The organism is Streptomyces sp. NPDC048504 (assembly GCF_043200035.1).
In the GTDB taxonomy this organism is placed as follows: Bacteria; Actinomycetota; Actinomycetes; order Streptomycetales; family Streptomycetaceae; genus Streptomyces.
Window position 1 is genome coordinate 1 of the sequence record NZ_JBICXA010000032.1, and the last position, 15,611, is coordinate 15,611.

The following is a 15,611-nucleotide window of genomic DNA, read 5'->3' on the forward strand; positions in this document are numbered from 1 at the left end:
GTCCCGCACCGGCGGAGCCGCGATCAGGAAGAACACGTACACCGCGGCCGCACCGAGAAAGACACCCACCTCCGGACGCGCCAACAACCGTAGCGCCAGGGGGCGTTCAGAGGTCCGGCCGTCGGATTCCTTGGGGCCGGGGGCCGGCGGTGAGGTCACCGCCGGCTCGGCGTGCTGGGTCATGCTCATCACCGGGTTCCGTTGGCGGCGTACTTGGCGACGGCTGCGACGTTGGTCTTGTCGACGAAGGCCGGGCCGGTCAGTACGGGCTGCTCACCACCGCCGCTGTAGTTGCCGTTGTTCTTGTAGAGCCACAGCGAGTCGACCGCCAAGTAGCCCTGGAGGTACGGCTGCTGGTCCACCGCGAACTGAACGGTGCCGGCCTTGATGGCGCCCGTCAGGGTGCTGTTCAGGTCGAAGGTCGCGACCTTCGCCTTGCTGCCCGCGTCGGACAGCGACTGCACGGCCGTCATGGCGAACGGGGCACCCAGCGTGACGACGTAGTCGATGGACTTGTCCTGCGTGAGCTTGGCGGTGATCGTCGACTTCACCGACGGCATGTCCGTGCCGTTGACGTTGAGCACCTCGGTGGTGCCGGTGAACGTCTTCTTGACACCGTCGCACCGCTGCGTCAGACCGATGTTGCCCTGCTCCTGGATGACACAGACGGCCTTCTTGGCGCCTTCCGCGTTCAGCCGCTTGCCGAGCGCCTCGCCGGCCACCGTCTCGTCCTGGCCGAAGAACTCCAGCAGTCCGAGCTTCTTCCAGTCGCTGAGACCGGAGTTGAGACCCACGACGGGTATGTTCGCGGTCTTCGCCTTGGCGATGACGTCCTTCAGGGCGTCGGGCTTGGCGAGGGTGACCGCGATGCCGTCGACCTTCTGGTCGATCGCGTTCTGCACCAGGTTCGACTGGTTGCCCGCGTTCGGGTCGGCCGAGTAGATGAGCTTGATGTTGTCCTTGGCGGCGGCGGCCTGGGCGCCCTTGCGGACGATGTCCCAGAACGTGTCGCCGGGCGCCTGGTGCGTGACCAGGGCGACCGTCATGCGAGGGGTGCTCGCCTTGCCCGCGGAGGCGCCGGAGGAGTCCTCGGTGGACTTCTTGCCCCCCGAGCTGCTGGAACAGCCGGCGAGGGTCAGGGCCGCTGCCGCGGCCACCGCCACGAAGGGGGCCATTCTGCGCGAGCGGGAGTAAGTGGAACGGTCCATCTTTCCTGCACCTCACTGTGCTTCAGGGGAAAGGAAGTCATGATCGCAGAAATCCGGGCTCGGGGCCTGTCGGCCCTGGGCCCTTTGCCGCGAAACACGGCTGTTGCGCTGGGACGGAATCAAATCCCTGGGCGCGTCCGCTGTCAATACTTTGTTAAGACATCATTTCACGAGCAGGTCCGAATGTAAGTACAAACTATTGACACGGAGCCCCTCCGAGACCTACACCTGGGAGGCGGCAGGCCCCTGGGACCCGCCCGCCCCCCAGCAGCTCAGAGGAGTGTCGCGCATGGCCGAGTCAGCCCAGTCCTTCGATCTCATCACCATGGGCCGCATCGGGGTCGATCTCTACCCGTTGCAGTCTGGCGTACCGCTGGCCCGAGTGGAGACGTTCGGCAAGTTCCTCGGGGGTTCCGCGAGCAATGTGGCGGTCGCCGCCGCCCGGCTCGGCCGGACCACCGCGGTGATCACCCGCACCGGCGACGACCCCTTCGGGACGTATCTGCACGAGGCCCTCAAGGGCTTCGGGGTCGACGACCGCTGGGTCACGCCCGTCGCGGACTACCCGACCCCGGTCACCTTCTGCGAGATCTTCCCGCCGGACGACTTCCCGCTGTACTTCTACCGGCAGCCCAAGGCCCCGGACCTGGAGATCCGCACCGACGAGCTGGACTACTTCGCGATCCGCCAGGCCCGCGTCTTCTGGATCACCGGCACCGGACTCAGCGAGGAGCCGAGCCGCTCCGCCACGCTCGCCGCCCTCAAGGCGCGCGACAAGGCGGGCACCACGGTCTTCGACCTGGACTGGCGCCCCATGTTCTGGAACGACCCGGAGGAGGCCCGCCCGTACTACGCCGAGGCCCTCCGCCACACGACGGTCGCGGTCGGCAACCTCGACGAGTGCGAGATCGCCACCGGCGTCCGCGAGCCCCACGCCTGCGCCCAGGCACTCCTCGACGCGGGCGTGGAACTCGCCGTCGTCAAGCAGGGCCCCAAGGGCGTCCTGGCCGTGCACCGCGACGGCACGACCGCCGAGGTGCCGCCGGTCCCGGTCGAGGTGCTCAACGGTCTCGGCGCGGGCGACGCGTTCGGCGGCTCGCTGTGCCACGGGCTGCTGTCCGGCTGGGACCTGGAACGGTCCATGCGGTTCGCCAACGCGGCCGGCGCCCTCGTCGCCTCCCGCCTCGCCTGCTCCACCGCGATGCCCACCGAGTCCGAGGTCGAGGACCTCCTCGTGGGCGCGCGGGTGAGTGACTGATCGCGTGGCCGCCAAAGCCACCCCTGAACGGAGCTTCTCTTGAGCATCAGCATTCCCGACCTGGTCACGGTCAGAGCCCGGCACCCGGAGGCGATCGCCGAGGCGGCCGCCCGCCGGGTCCGCCGCCCGCTGCTGGGCGACAGCGGCCGCCTGATGATCGTGGCCGCCGACCACCCGGCCCGCGGCGCCCTGGGCGTCGGCGACCACCGCACGGCCATGGCGAACCGCGCCGACCTGCTGGAACGCCTCTGCATCGCGCTGTCCCGGCCGGGCGTCGACGGGGTGCTGGCCACCGCCGACATCCTGGAGGACCTGCTCCTCCTCGGTGTCCTGGACGGCAAGGTCGTGATGGGCTCGATGAACCGCGGCGGCCTGTCCGGCGCCGCCTTCGAGATGGACGACCGGTTCACCGGCCACCGCGCCCAGGACATCGAGCGCCTCAGCTTCGACGCGGGCAAGCTGCTGCTCCGCATCGACTACAGCGACCCGGGCTCCCTCACCACCCTGGAGTCCACCGCGCGCGCCATCGACGACATGGCGGCTCGCCGACTCCCCCTGTTCGTGGAGCCGTTCATATCCCGCCGCGTCGACGGCAAGGTCCGCAACGACCTGTCCGCCGAAGCCGTGACCCGCTCGATCGCGATCTCCTCGGGCCTGGGCGGCACCTCCGCCTACACCTGGCTGAAACTGCCCGTCACCGACGACCCGGACGACATGGCCGAGGTCCTGGAGACCTCGACGCTGCCGGCCGTCCTCCTCGGCGGCGAGGTCGGGGACGACCAGGAGGGCGCGTACGAGAAGTGGCGCAAGACGCTGCGCCTGCCCACCGTCCAGGGCCTGGTCGTGGGCCGCTCCCTGCTGTACCCCGCCGACGGCGGCGTGGAGACGGCGGTGGACACCGCTGTAGGTCTGTTGTGAACCGGAGGCACACCATGACGAGCGCGTACCACCTTCCCGCAGGCAAGGCCCTCGGCGGCCCCTACGTCGTGGACGTCACCCCCGAGTCGGCGGCCTGGGGCTACTCCAGCCTGCGGGTCCTGGAGCTGCCGCCGGGCGGCACCCACACCTTCGACACCGACGACAGCGAGTGGATCGTCGTCCCGCTGAGCGGCGCCTGCACGGTCGCCGCCGCCGACGACTTCGGCCACGACACCTTCGAACTCCACGGCCGCGAGAGCGTGTTCACCGCCGTGAGCGACTTCGCGTATGTCCCCCGCGATTCCCGTACGACGATCTCGTCGCCCGGCGGTGGCCGTTTCGCGCTGACCGGCGCCCGCTGCACCCGACGGCTGCCCGCCCGCTACGGCCCGGCCGCGTCGGTGCCGGTGGAGCTGCGCGGCACCGGCAACAGCTCACGGCAGGTCAACAACTTCGGCGCGGCCGGCGTCTTCGAGTGCGACAAGCTCATCGCCGTAGAAGTGATCACGCCCGGCGGGAACTGGTCCTCCTTCCCTCCGCACAAGCACGACGAGCACCGGCCCGGCGAGGAGTCCGTCCTCGAAGAGGTCTACTACTTCGAGTTCGCCGACCACGAGGGCACCCCCGGTCTCGGCTACCAGCGCGTCTCCCCGTCCGGACAGGGCCGTAACACGGACGTCCTGGCCGAAGTCCGGGGCGGAGACGTCGTGTTGATCCCCGACGGCTGGCACGGGCCCTCGATGGCGGTGCCCGGTCACCACATGTACTACCTCAACGTCATGGCGGGTCCCGAGGACGACCGCTCCTGGCTGATCTGCGACCACCCCGATCACGCCTGGGTCCGCGGCACCTGGCCCGAGCAGCCCGTCGACCCCCGCCTCCCCCTCTACACGGCACCGGAGAAGTCCTGATGAGCACCCCCACCCGCCGCCTGACCGTCGCCCAGGCCCTGGTGCAGTTCCTGTCGGTCCAGTACACCGAGCGCGACGGCGTACGGCACCGGCTGATCGCCGGCACCTGGGGCATCTTCGGCCATGGCAACGTTGCCGGACTCGGCCAGGCGCTCCTTGAGGCGGGCGAGGACACGATGCCGTTCCACCAGGGCCGCAACGAACAGGCCATGGTGCACGCGGCAGTTGGCTACACCCGCCAGCTCGACCGGCTCTCCGCGCAGGCCGTGACCACGTCGATCGGACCGGGCGCCACGAACCTGGTCACGGGCGCCGCGCTGGCCACGATCAACCGCCTGCCGGTCCTGCTCCTGCCCGGCGACTACTTCGCGACCCGTGCCGCCGACCCGCTGCTCCAGCAGCTGGAGCACCCGGTCGAGGCGGACCTCTCGGTCAACGACACGCTGCGCCCGGTCTCCCGCTACTTCGACCGCGTCATGCGGCCCGAGGCGTTGATCCCGGCCGCGTTGAACGCGATGCGCGTGCTGGCCGACCCGGTCGAGACGGGAGCGGTGACTCTCGCGCTGCCGCAGGACGTTCAGGCCGAGGCGTACGACTGGCCGGAGGAGTTCTTCGCCGACCGCGTGTGGCACGTACGGCGTCCTGCGGCCGATCCGTCCGAGCTGGCGGAGGCGGTCGCGGCGATCCGGGCCGCCGAGCGTCCGGTGATCGTCGCGGGCGGCGGCATCCACCACAGCCGGGCCGAGGAGGCCCTGAAGGCGCTGGTGGACGTCACCGGCATCCCGGTCGCCTCCACCCAGGCGGGCAAGGGTTCGCTGCGCTACGACCACCCGGCCGACCTGGGCGGCATCGGCCACACCGGCACGGCGGTCAGCGACGACATCGCGCGCACGGCGGACCTGGTGATCGGCGTCGGCACCCGCTACACGGACTTCACGACGGCCTCCCACACCCTGTTCCAGAACCCGGCCGTCCGCTTCGTGAACCTCAACATCACCGCGTTCGACGCCCACAAGCTGGCGGCGCGGACGCTGGTGTGCGACGCGAGGGCGGGACTCACCGCGTTGACCGAGGCACTCGCCGATCACCGTGTGAACTCGGTTTACGAGGCCGAGTACCGCGAAGGCAAGGAGCGGTGGGAGCAGGTTGTCGACACCGCGTTCACCGCCGCCGACGAGAACGCCGTGCCGACCCAGACCCAACTCCTCGGCGCCCTCGACGCGATCGTGGGCGACGACGACGTGGTCATCAACGCGGCCGGTTCCCTCCCCGGCGACCTGCACAAGCTGTGGCGGGCCCGCGGCCCGCGCCAGTACCACCTCGAATACGGCTACTCCTGCATGGGCTACGAGATCCCGGCCGGCATCGGCGTCCAGCAGGCCGCCCCCGACACCCCCGTCTGGTCGCTGGTCGGCGACGGCACCTACCTGATGATGCCGACCGAGATCGTCACGGCGGTCCAGGAGGGCCTCCCGGTCAACCTGGTCCTCATCCAGAACCACGGCTACGCCTCCATCGGCGGCCTCTCCGAGTCCGTCGGCGGCGAGCGCTTCGGCACCGCCTACCGCTACCGCGCGGCCGACGGCACCTTCTCCGGCGCCCCGCTCCCGGTCGACCTCGCCGCCAACGCGGCCAGCCTCGGCATGGACGTCCTGCGCGCCAAGACGGTCCGCGAACTGCGCGAGGCGCTCGCCACGGCCCGCGCCTCCGACCGGCCGACGTGCGTCTACGTCGAGACCGACACCGCCACCCCGACCGCTCCCCCGGCCGAGGCCTGGTGGGACGTACCGGTCGCCGAGACCGCCTCGCGCGCATCGGCCGTACAGGCCCGCGAGGAGTACGACCGCCAGGTCGCCGACCGTCGCCGCCACCTCTGAACTCCCCTCCCCCGAAAGGCCTTTGCACCATGAAGACGATCACTCACTGGATCGACGGCAAGCCCGTCGAGAGCACCTCGGGCCGCTTCGGTCCCGTATACAACCCGGCGACCGGCGCGCAGGAGAAGCAGGTCGGCTTCGCGACCGTCGACGAGGTGGACGCCGCCGTCGCCTCCGCGAAGGCCGCGTTCGAGAGCTGGGGCGTCGCCTCCCTCGCCAAGCGCACCGCGATCCTGTTCAAGTACCGCGAGCTGCTGGACGCGCACCGCGACGAGATCGCCGAGCTGATCACCGCCGAGCACGGCAAGGTGCACTCGGACGCGCTCGGCGAGGTCGCGCGCGGCATGGAGATCGTCGAACTCGCCTGCGGCATCAGCGTGCAGCTGAAGGGCGAACTCTCGACGCAGGTCTCGACCCGCGTGGACGTGGCCTCGATTCGCCAGCCCCTGGGCGTGGTTGCGGGTATCACCCCGTTCAACTTCCCGGCCATGGTGCCGATGTGGATGTTCCCCCTCGCGATCGCGACGGGCAACACCTTCGTCCTCAAGCCCAGTGAGAAGGACCCGTCGGCGTCCTACCGCCTGGCCGAACTCGCCTCCGAGGCGGGCCTCCCCCAGGGTGTGCTGAACGTCGTGCAGGGCGACAAGGTCGCCGTCGACCGCATCCTGGAGCACCCGGACGTCGAGGCCGTCTCCTTCGTCGGCTCGACGCCGATCGCGAAGTACATCCAGCTCAAGGCTGTTGAGCACGGCAAGCGCGTACAGGCCCTCGGCGGCGCCAAGAACCACATGCTGGTCCTCCCCGACGCGGACCTGGACTTCGCGGCCGACCAGGCGATCAACGCGGCCTACGGTTCGGCCGGCGAGCGCTGCATGGCCGTCTCCGTCGTGGTCGCCGTCGGCGACACCGGCGACGAGCTGGTCGCCAAGATCGCCGAGCGCGCCGGCAACCTGCGCATCGGCCCGGGCAACGACCCGGCGTCCGAGATGGGCCCGCTCATCACCCGCGAGCACCGCGACAAGGTCGCCTCGTACGTCGCGTCGGCCGCCGAGCAGGGCGCCGAGGTCGTCGTCGACGGCACCGGCTTCTCGGTCGAGGGCCACGAGGACGGCTTCTTCCTCGGCGTCTCCCTCCTCGACAAGGTGCCGCTGACGGCGGACGCGTACAAGGACGAGATCTTCGGCCCGGTCCTGGTCGTCGTCCGCGCCGAGTCCTACGACGAGGCCATCACCCTGATCAACAGCTCCCGTTGGGGCAACGGCACCGCGATCTTCACCCGCGACGGCGGCGCCGCCCGCCGCTTCCAGATGGAGGTCAAGGCGGGCATGGTCGGCGTGAACGTGCCGATCCCGGTGCCCGTCGGCTACCACTCCTTCGGCGGCTGGAAGGACTCCCTCTTCGGAGACCTCCACATCTACGGCAACGACGGCATCGCGTTCTACACGCAGGGCAAGGTCATCACCACCCGCTGGCCGGACCCGGCCGACGGTGGCATCAACCTCGGCTTCCCCAGCAACTCCTGACAATCCGTCATGATCCGTGAGGAGGTGCCCTCAGTGGCGAAGACCGGTGGCTACTCCCGCGCCGTGACCGGGTCCCCGCTCGATGCCCTGCATTTCGCCCTGGACCGCAACAGTCCGGTGCCGCTGTACTACCAGCTCGCGCAGCAGCTGGAGGCGGCGATCGAGCACGGCACCCTCGCGCCGGGCAACCTCCTGGGCAACGAGATCGACCTGTCCGTACGCCTCGGCCTGTCCCGCCCCACCGTCCGCCAGGCCATCCAATCCCTTGTCGACAAGGGGCTGTTGGTCCGGCGGCGCGGGGTCGGCACGCAGGTGGTGCACAGCCAGGTCAAGAGACCGCTGGAACTCAGCAGCCTCTACGACGACCTGGAGTCGGCCGGACAGGGCCCGACCACCGAGGTGCTGCGCAACGAGGGCGTGCCCGCGACCGCGGATGTCGCGGCCGCCCTCGGTGTCCCGGAGGGCAGCGAGGTCACCCTCCTTGAACGGCTGCGCTCCACCCACGGCCAGCCGATGGCGTTCCTCTGCAACTACCTCCCGGCGAATCTGCTCCAACTCGACACCGCCCGGCTGGAGTCGACGGGCCTGTACCGGATGCTGCGCACGGCCGGCATCACCCTGCACAGCGCCCGCCAGACGATAGGCGCCCGCTCGGCCACCCCCGCGGAGGCCACCCGCCTCGACGAGAAGGAGGGCGCCGCCCTGCTCACCATGCAGCGCACGGCGTACGACGACACGGGGCGGGCGGTCGAGTACGGCACACACATCTACCGGGCGTCGCGGTACGCGTTCGACTTCCAGCTGCTGGTCAGGCCCTGAACTGTACGGCGGAGTCGAGGAGTTCGCGCTGCTCCGCCGTCAACTCCAGGTCCACGGCGGCAAGGTTCTCCTCCAGCTGCGCCACCGACGACGCGCCCGCGAGCGGCACGATCGGCAGCGGCCCGCCCAACTGCCAGGCCAGTACCACCTGGTTGACGCTCGCCCCGGTCTCCTTCGCCACCTCCCGCAGTGCGGCGAGGCGGGCGGGGGTGCCGGGGTGGTCGTAGTCGGCGGGCAGCGGTTTGTCCTCGCGGGTGTAGGCGCCGGCCAGCAGGGGTGAGTAGGCGACCAGGGTGAGGGCGGGCTCGGCGCGCAGATAGCCGAGCAGGTCCGGGCCGGCGCTGCCGAGGCTGCCGTCGGGGAAGAGCTCGGACGGTACGTCGCTCCGGGGGCGCAGATAGCTGTGCTGGTACTGGAGGACCTCGTAGCCGGGCAGGCCTGCCGCGGCGGCGAGCGCGCGAGCCCGTTCCACGCGCCAGACCGCGTGGTTGCTGACGCCGAGGAGACCGACGGTGCCCTCGGCCACCAACTCGGCGAACCCCTCGACGGTCTCCTGCAGCGGAACGCTCTGATCCTCGATGTGCGCGTACAGCACATCGAGCTTGTCCACACCGAGGCGTTCGCGGCTGCGCTCGGCCGACTCGCGGATGACCTTCGCGGACAGGCCCTCCGGGTTGTCGACGAAGCCCGTGCCGGGTGCCAGGGGACGGGCGCCGAGCTTGGTGGCGATGACGATCTCGTCGCCGATGCCGCGGCTGCGCCGCCACCGTCCGAGCAGCTTCTCGCTCTGGCCGCCCTGGCTGCCGTCGGTCCAGAAGGCGTAGTTGTCGGACGTGTCGATGAAGTTCCCGCCGGCCTCGACATAGCGGTCGAGCACGGCGAAGGAGGTCGCCTCGTCGGTGCGGGAGCCGAACAGCATCGCGCCGAGCGCGAGCACGCTCACCTCACGGCGATGCGCCGGATCGGCTCCTATCGTGCGGTACTTCATGGTGATCCCTCCCGTTCGCACCCGGTCATCCGGGCGCGAACGGGAGTCTTCCTCCTGAAGCGCACTTCAAGTCAAGGCCCCGGGCGGCTACTTGGCGAACGGCCCGTCCAGCGCGGCCCATTGGAGCAGCATGATGGTCTTGGCGTCGGCGATCTCCCCGCTCCGGATCATCTCCAGGGCTCTGCGGAAGGGCAGTTCGAGGATCTCGATGTCCTCGCCCTCCTCCTGGAGGCCGCCGCCCTCGTGGGTGCGGGTCGAGGGGCCGTAGGACGCGGCGTAGAAACCGATGCGTTCGGTGACCGAGCCGGGGCTCATGTAGACGTCGAAGACGTGCTCGACCTCTCCGACGGTGTGCCCGGTCTCCTCCACGACCTCGCGGCGTACGGCCTCCTCCGGGTGCTCGTCATCGTCGTCGAGGAGTCCGCCCGGGGTCTCGACGAGCATGCCGTCGGGGTGGCCGTTGACGTACACGGGGAAGCGGAACTGGCGGGTGAGCAGGACCGTTTCGCGCTCGGCGTCGTAGAGGAGCAGGGTCGCGCCGTTGCCGCGGTCGTGGGTCTCGCGCTCCTGGGTGGTCCACGTGCCGTCGCCGTGCTGGAAGTCGAAGGTCGTGGTCCGCTCGACGTACCAGTGGCTGGACAGCAGGGTCACGTCGCGGACCCTGACGCGCGGGTTGCCGGTCAGGTCGAGGCCGGTGCGGTCCAGGCCGGTGCGGCCCCGGCGGTCGGGGGTGTCGGCGCCCGCGGTCATCGGACACCGGCCGGACGGGAAGGGATGATCGAGTTGTTCATGTCCGACGTCTATCACCCCGGGGTCGGGACGCATGGCCAAAAGCGGTGCCCCGGGAGTTCAACTGGTGTGCCGGTTGCGTTGATTCGTCGCGAACCGTCCCCTCGTCCGGGCATGCTGGAAACATGTCTGAGCACGGTGATCAGGTACCCGGATACCGGATGATCAGGATGGAAGCCCAGCCGGACGCCCCGGCGGCTGCCCTCGCGGACGTGGAGGCGTGGCAGGCCCGCGAGGCCTATCCGGACGTCCTCGGCGGTGGTGGCGCGATATTCGGTGTGGCCGAGGAGATCGAGACCGGCGGCTGGAAGATCGTCTCCCTCTTCTCCACCCCCTACCCGCAGGGCGCCCGCGACACCATGGCCATGACCTTCCGCGAACAGGCACGGACCGCCGAGGACGCCGGCGACCCGGAGACCCAGCGGGAGTGGCTGCGGAACGCGGAGCGGCTGGACTGGGAGGCCCTGGACGAACTCACGGTGCTGGGGCGCCGGTTCCGGATCGTGCGGGGCGACCAGTTCATCCGGATGGGACCGACGGGACCGGAACCGCCCCGGCCGTCCGACCCCGACCCGGCCAAGGTGGGGCACGGTCACGAATACCGCGGCCGTACCAAGGGATTCGTGATCGACCCCTTCACCCCGACGGGGATGTCCGAGGGCATCCTGCGCATGGAACTCCTGTCGCTGGTCCACGCCAAGGGCACCGCTCCCGCCGCCGTACGGAAGGACTCGTTGCGCGCTCTGGAGACGCATCCCGGGGGCGTGCTGCTGCCCGCCGAGTTCACCGCGGCAGAGTTCTCGGACGGCCACTGGGCGCCGACCCAGATGACGAACGCCAGCCCGCAGGGATCACGGGACACGCTCACCACCTATCTGCGGGTGATGGCGCCGGTCATGGAGCAGCTCGACGAGGAGACCAAGGCGGAGTACGGGCGGCTGGCCGACCGGATCGACGCCGAACGCTGCGACGAGATCGTGATCGACGGCTGCCGGACGCGCATCGTGCGCGTGGAACGCCTCGTGCGCGTCGGCCCGGACGGACCCGAGGGCCCGCGCCCCTCCGACCCCGACCCCGAACTCCCCACCGCCGTCCAGGAGAAGCAGCTCCGCGAGGAGGGCGTGTTCGACGAGTACCGGGTGCTGAACGAGGAGGAGACCGAGCAGCGCCGCGTGGCGGACGAACAGGCGAAGGAGTTCCTACGGCTGTTCGAGGAGCAGCGGAAACGGCGCGAGGCCGCGGAAGAAAGCTGAGCCGGGGTGGAGGGCGGGACCGACCGGCCCCACCCTCCACCGCTGGTGTCAGCTCTTGCCGAGCATCTTGTTCATCTGCTTGATCTCGGCGCTCTGAGCCGTGATCACGTCGACCGCGAGTTCGGTGGCGGGGGCGTAACTCCCGTCCGCCTTCTCGGTCTTGGCCATGTCGATGGCGCCCTCATGGTGCTCGACCATCATGCTGAGGAACATGGTGTCGAAGTCGGCGCCGGAGGCCTTCTCCAGCTTGCCCATGTCGGCGTCGCTCATCATGCCGGGCGTGGCGGACGACGACATGTCGTGGTTCATGCCGGAGTCCATGCCGGGCATGTCCTTCGGGACCTGCTCGCCCCACGAGGTGAGCCAGCCGGACATGGTCTTGATCTCCGGGGCCTGGGCGCCCTCGATCTTCGTGGCGAGGCTCTTGACCTGCGCCGAGGAGGCGTGGCTGGCGGCCAGTCCGGCCATCTCCACGGCCTGGCGGTGGTGCTGGATCATCTCCTTCGAGAAGGAGACGTCCGCGGCGTTGTGGCTGCCGGTCGCGCTGTCGGACGCGGTCGCGGTCCCGCCGCTCGCCTTGCCGTCGCCGTCGTTGCCGCACGCGGCGAGCGTGAGGGCGGCCACCGAGGCGGTGACGGCGAGAACGGTACGACGGACGAACCTGCGCTGTGCGGTCATGGTGGAACTCCTGGTGTGTGGATCCGTTCAGGGCATGCCGGTGCGCGCACGATGACGTGTCGCGCGGGCCGCTCTAGATCCGCAGGAGTTGGAGTTCGGCGAGGGAGGGCGGGGCCCGGCCCCCGTCGGGACCGCCGCTCGCCCCGGACGTACGGCCGTCGGGCACCTCGGCGCAGGCCGCCACATCGGGTTGCAGCACCGGAACCACGGCCGGAGCACCCGCGACGGACGCGGAGGCGCAGGTCGCGTCGGCGTGCGCCATGTGGCTGCCGCCGCAGTCGCCCGCGCCGTGATCGCAGTCGTCCGGCGTCGACGCCCTCTCGCCCGTCGTTACGGTCGTAGCCGCCATGGTGTGCCCGTGAGCGGGCTGGGCCATGGGAACGGGCCCCAGCCCGTGCATCCCGAGCAGGCCGAACAGCAGGACGGCGACGAGCAGCCCGTAGGACCGCACGTGAGGGTGCGGTCCTACGGGCTGCTCGGGACGGGCCATGACGCCACCATACCCACCCTGGGTATCGGGCCCGCACCGGACACCTAGATGAGTGCCCCCGCCGCGGGCGCCTTCGCGCTGCGGTAGGTGGAGATGCCCAGGGCCAGCAGCCAGTAGCTGAGGATCGCGCCCATCAGGGCGGTGGTGCCCCAGCCGTTCGCCGCGTAGAAGTGCGCGGGGGTGTTCCCGAAGAACAGGGACGGTACGAAGGCGAGGTTGATCGCGGCCAGGACGTACGCCGACCTGCTGGTCCAGCGCGGCAGCAGTCGCGTGCGGGAGACGGCGAAGCCCAGCGCGGTCAGGAAGAACGCCAGCATGAGCCGGGAGATCGACCCGTAGAGGATGTAGGTGCCGCTGACGTCGATCGTCGGGTCGATCGGATGGTCGGCGGCGATGACCGCGCCGGCCTCCAGTCCGCTGGAGACCAGCGTGATCGTCGTGTAGACCAGCCCTGCCGTGAAGGCCATCGAACCGGCCCACTCGTACTCGGGATTCACGCGCTTCACCAGCTCGCGGAACGCGGTCACGAACACGAGCAGGAAGGCCAGCGCGACGATCCCGATCAGCAGCCGGGCCAGCACGTTGGCGTCCGGCGGCGGGCCCGAGTAGACGAAGTACAGGGGCACTTCGACGATGAGAGCGACGGCGGCTGCGATGCCCGCACCGCCCGCCAGACGCCTTGCCGACATTTCGTTCATGGGGTCCCCCGGAGTTCCGTGTGGTGGATTCGGTACGTCTTGAATCCTGCCGCCGACGGCGCTCACGGTCCCTGGGCCTGAGGACCGGATCGGGGGTGGTCCTGGCAACACCCCCCATCGGACGTACCGGAGTCAGGCGCCGAAGACCTGCAACTCCGAGACCTGCCCGGCCGGCCAGCCGTTGTTCGCGGTGATGTTGAGCCGTACATAGCGGGTGGTCACGGTGGAGGGAAGCGTGAGGGTCGCGGTGTTCCCGGTCGCCGGGTCGAAGGTGTAGCCCGCCGAGGCGAGCAGCTGGGTGGAGGTGCCGGCGTCCGTGCCGCCCTGGACGGAGATCGTCTGGGTACGGGCGGCCCACGCGGCGGCCGGGGGAAGTCTCAGGACGATCCGCTTGACGCCGGTCACGGCGCCCAGGTCGACCTGGATCCACTGCGGGAAGGCGTTGTTGGCGGACTCCCAGTAGGTGTTCGCGTCGCTGTCGGTCGCGTTGCCCGAGGCGTACGACTGGGTGTGGCTGCTCTCCGAAGTGGGTTGGTGGAGCGCCAGGTTGGTGGTGCTGGACGGGGGGTCGGTGGTGACGGTGACCTGGTTGGAGGGCTGGGACACGTTGCCCGCCGCGTCGTAGGCGACGACGTCGAAGGTGTACGCCGTCGACGCGCCAAGCCCGGTGACCGTGAAGGAGGTTGAGCCGGTCGTACCCACCTGGGTGCTGGTCGAGCCCGACACCCGCAGGACGCGGTAGCCGCTCACGCCGACGTTGTCGGTCGCCGTGTTCCAGCTCAGGGAGACGGAGTCGCTGGTGTGCCCGGTGGCGGTCAGGCCACCCGGCGCGGCGGGCGGTGTGGTGTCACCGCCGCTGACAACCACCGGCTGAGTAGGCCGAGTCGGGGTCAGTGCGAGCTGGCCCTTGAGCATGCGGCCGCCGTCGCCGGTCAGGCGCAAGTAGTAGTCGGAGGAGCAGGCGGTGCCGTCCTCGTCGAGGGCTAGGAAACCGGAGTTGGTGGGCACCCACGCCTGGGTCTCGGCGGTCTTGGCGATCTGGTTGCCCTCGTTGTACTCGTCGAACATCGAGATGTAGATGCCCTGCACCCCGGCCCGCACCATGTTGTAGAACTGCCGCCACATGAAGTCGCCGTGCGCGCGCTGCCGGCCGGAGACGTCACCGGGCAGGACGCAGGGCTGGAAGTCGATGCCGTTGGCGTTGCAGTCGGCCTGGTCGGGGACGGTGTAGGTGGTGTACGCGTTGTCGGCCTCGGTCACGTTGCCGATGGCGCCGACCATCCACGGCGAGATCATGTTGAAGGCGTGATAGACGCCCGAGAAGCCGGACTGTGAACCCCCGGTTCCCGTCCGCCATTCGCGCGGGACGCCGCCGATGACGTAACAGCCTTGATTCTTGAACCAGTTGACGATGTCGAGGCAGGCGTCGGGGGTGAAGGGGTGGTTGGGGTCGTTGAAGCCAAAGCCCCAGATACAGACGACCGGCTTGCCGTTCTGCCTCGCGTAGGCCGAACTCGCCGTGTGCGCGGACATCTTGTTCGTCCAGTCCGTCTTGATCTCGGACTGCATGTTCGTCCAGTTGGAGACGTCGTACATGATGTAGAACTTCCGCCCGTACGACTCGGCGGCGCTGCGCACCTTGGTCGCCATGGCGTCGCGGGTGGGGCCCTCGCCGCCGGTGGGGTTGAAGCGTTGCAGGGCTGCCGTGTCGATGTTGTTCTGCTGCATCCACAGGAAGTGGGTGTTGACCGTCTGCTGGTCGTAGGAGGAGAACAGCTTGGCGGGCTGGCCGTTGCCGAGGGCGGCGTACGACGTCTGGTACGTGTTGGTGTACTCCCGCACATCGGGCCAGCAACTGATGCCGGTGTTGGTCGGGGACGGCGGCTGGCCCCAGTTCTGGGTCCAGTGCCACCAGCCGTTGATGGGCGCTCCGTCGCCGATACAGGCGAACCAGCCCTGATAGCCGACGGTGATCTTGCCGACGACGTCGCCGGGCGCGCCGGCCGCCGACGCGGTGGGGGCGAGGACGGTCCCGGTCGCTCCCACCGTTCCTACGGCGGTGGTCGCGATCGCGGCTCTCAAGAAGACTCTGCGTGTGACACCCATGGGGACTCCTCCGGACTCCTCTTCAGGCGGTCGGTGGTCGGTGGTCGGTGCCGCCGGGCGCGCGTGCGTTCACGCCCGGCGGCACCATCAGCCCG

14 protein-coding genes and 1 pseudogene are annotated in these 15,611 nt (G+C 69.8%); 7 read left to right on the plus strand and 8 right to left on the minus strand.

Going from position 1 to position 15,611, the window contains the following annotated elements; genetic code table 11:
- Both ACGFY9_RS47635 and ACGFY9_RS47640 read right to left on the minus strand, forming a co-directional pair.
- A pseudogene (locus ACGFY9_RS47635) lies at positions 1-189 on the minus strand (ABC transporter permease); the annotation flags it as partial.
- Complete coding sequence (locus ACGFY9_RS47640) at positions 189-1,208, minus strand: sugar ABC transporter substrate-binding protein (protein ID WP_393765222.1); 1,020 nt, start codon at positions 1,206-1,208, stop codon at positions 189-191. The gene ACGFY9_RS47640 and the pseudogene ACGFY9_RS47635, both read right to left, overlap by 1 nt.
- Before the next feature lie 289 nt (positions 1,209-1,497).
- Between ACGFY9_RS47640 and iolC the strand changes: the two genes are divergently transcribed.
- Genes iolC through ACGFY9_RS47670 form a run of 6 tightly spaced genes read left to right on the plus strand, consistent with a single transcriptional unit; the run spans position 1,498 to position 8,514 of the window.
- Positions 1,498-2,466: a 5-dehydro-2-deoxygluconokinase gene (gene iolC, locus ACGFY9_RS47645; RefSeq protein ID WP_393765224.1), complete on the plus strand. Its 969-nt coding sequence runs from the start codon at positions 1,498-1,500 to the stop codon at positions 2,464-2,466.
- Between the two features lie 39 nt (positions 2,467-2,505).
- On the plus strand, positions 2,506-3,384 hold the full coding sequence (locus ACGFY9_RS47650) for a deoxyribose-phosphate aldolase (protein ID WP_393765226.1): 879 nt from the start codon (positions 2,506-2,508) through the stop codon (positions 3,382-3,384).
- A 14-nt stretch (positions 3,385-3,398) separates the two neighbouring features.
- Positions 3,399-4,295 carry a 5-deoxy-glucuronate isomerase gene (gene iolB / locus ACGFY9_RS47655; RefSeq protein WP_393765228.1) on the plus strand — a complete coding sequence of 299 codons (897 nt, stop codon included), beginning with the start codon at positions 3,399-3,401 and terminating at the stop codon, positions 4,293-4,295.
- On the plus strand, positions 4,295-6,172 hold the full coding sequence (iolD, locus tag ACGFY9_RS47660) for a 3D-(3,5/4)-trihydroxycyclohexane-1,2-dione acylhydrolase (decyclizing) (RefSeq protein ID WP_393765230.1): 1,878 nt from the start codon (positions 4,295-4,297) through the stop codon (positions 6,170-6,172). The genes iolB and iolD overlap by 1 nt, the downstream gene beginning before the upstream one ends.
- A gap of 29 nt (positions 6,173-6,201) precedes the next feature.
- The gene (locus ACGFY9_RS47665; RefSeq protein ID WP_393765232.1) at positions 6,202-7,695 is read left to right on the plus strand and encodes a CoA-acylating methylmalonate-semialdehyde dehydrogenase; all 1,494 of its coding nucleotides are present in this window, start codon (positions 6,202-6,204) and stop codon (positions 7,693-7,695) included.
- Positions 7,696-7,728: 33 nt separating this feature from the next.
- Positions 7,729-8,514 (plus strand): GntR family transcriptional regulator, encoded by a 786-nt coding sequence (locus tag ACGFY9_RS47670; RefSeq protein WP_393765234.1) that lies wholly within the window; start codon positions 7,729-7,731, stop codon positions 8,512-8,514.
- Here the strand turns inward: ACGFY9_RS47670 and ACGFY9_RS47675 are convergent.
- Positions 8,504-9,502 (minus strand): aldo/keto reductase, encoded by a 999-nt coding sequence (locus tag ACGFY9_RS47675; RefSeq protein WP_393765236.1) that lies wholly within the window; start codon positions 9,500-9,502, stop codon positions 8,504-8,506. The two genes, ACGFY9_RS47670 and ACGFY9_RS47675, sit on opposite strands and share 11 nt — an antisense overlap.
- A gap of 87 nt (positions 9,503-9,589) precedes the next feature.
- Complete coding sequence (locus ACGFY9_RS47680) at positions 9,590-10,252, minus strand: NUDIX domain-containing protein (protein WP_393765238.1); 663 nt, start codon at positions 10,250-10,252, stop codon at positions 9,590-9,592.
- Positions 10,253-10,416: 164 nt separating this feature from the next.
- On the opposite strand from ACGFY9_RS47680, the gene ACGFY9_RS47685 reads away from it, so the two are divergent.
- Positions 10,417-11,544, plus strand: coding sequence for a DUF5954 family protein (locus ACGFY9_RS47685; RefSeq protein ID WP_393765239.1), 1,128 nt, complete (start codon positions 10,417-10,419; stop codon positions 11,542-11,544).
- Between the two features lie 48 nt (positions 11,545-11,592).
- Here ACGFY9_RS47685 and ACGFY9_RS47690 read toward each other — a convergent pair whose 3' ends face one another.
- From ACGFY9_RS47690 to ACGFY9_RS47705, 4 genes are all read right to left on the minus strand, one after another.
- On the minus strand, positions 11,593-12,222 hold the full coding sequence (locus tag ACGFY9_RS47690) for a DUF305 domain-containing protein (protein WP_393765241.1): 630 nt from the start codon (positions 12,220-12,222) through the stop codon (positions 11,593-11,595).
- A 73-nt stretch (positions 12,223-12,295) separates the two neighbouring features.
- Positions 12,296-12,712, minus strand: a complete 417-nt coding sequence (locus ACGFY9_RS47695) for a DUF6153 family protein (protein ID WP_393765243.1) — start codon at positions 12,710-12,712, stop codon at positions 12,296-12,298.
- A 44-nt stretch (positions 12,713-12,756) separates the two neighbouring features.
- Positions 12,757-13,410: a hypothetical protein gene (locus ACGFY9_RS47700; RefSeq protein WP_393765245.1), complete on the minus strand. Its 654-nt coding sequence runs from the start codon at positions 13,408-13,410 to the stop codon at positions 12,757-12,759.
- Between the two features lie 132 nt (positions 13,411-13,542).
- Positions 13,543-15,516, minus strand: a complete 1,974-nt coding sequence (locus ACGFY9_RS47705) for a discoidin domain-containing protein (RefSeq protein ID WP_393765247.1) — start codon at positions 15,514-15,516, stop codon at positions 13,543-13,545.
- Positions 15,517-15,611: the final 95 nt, after the last annotated feature.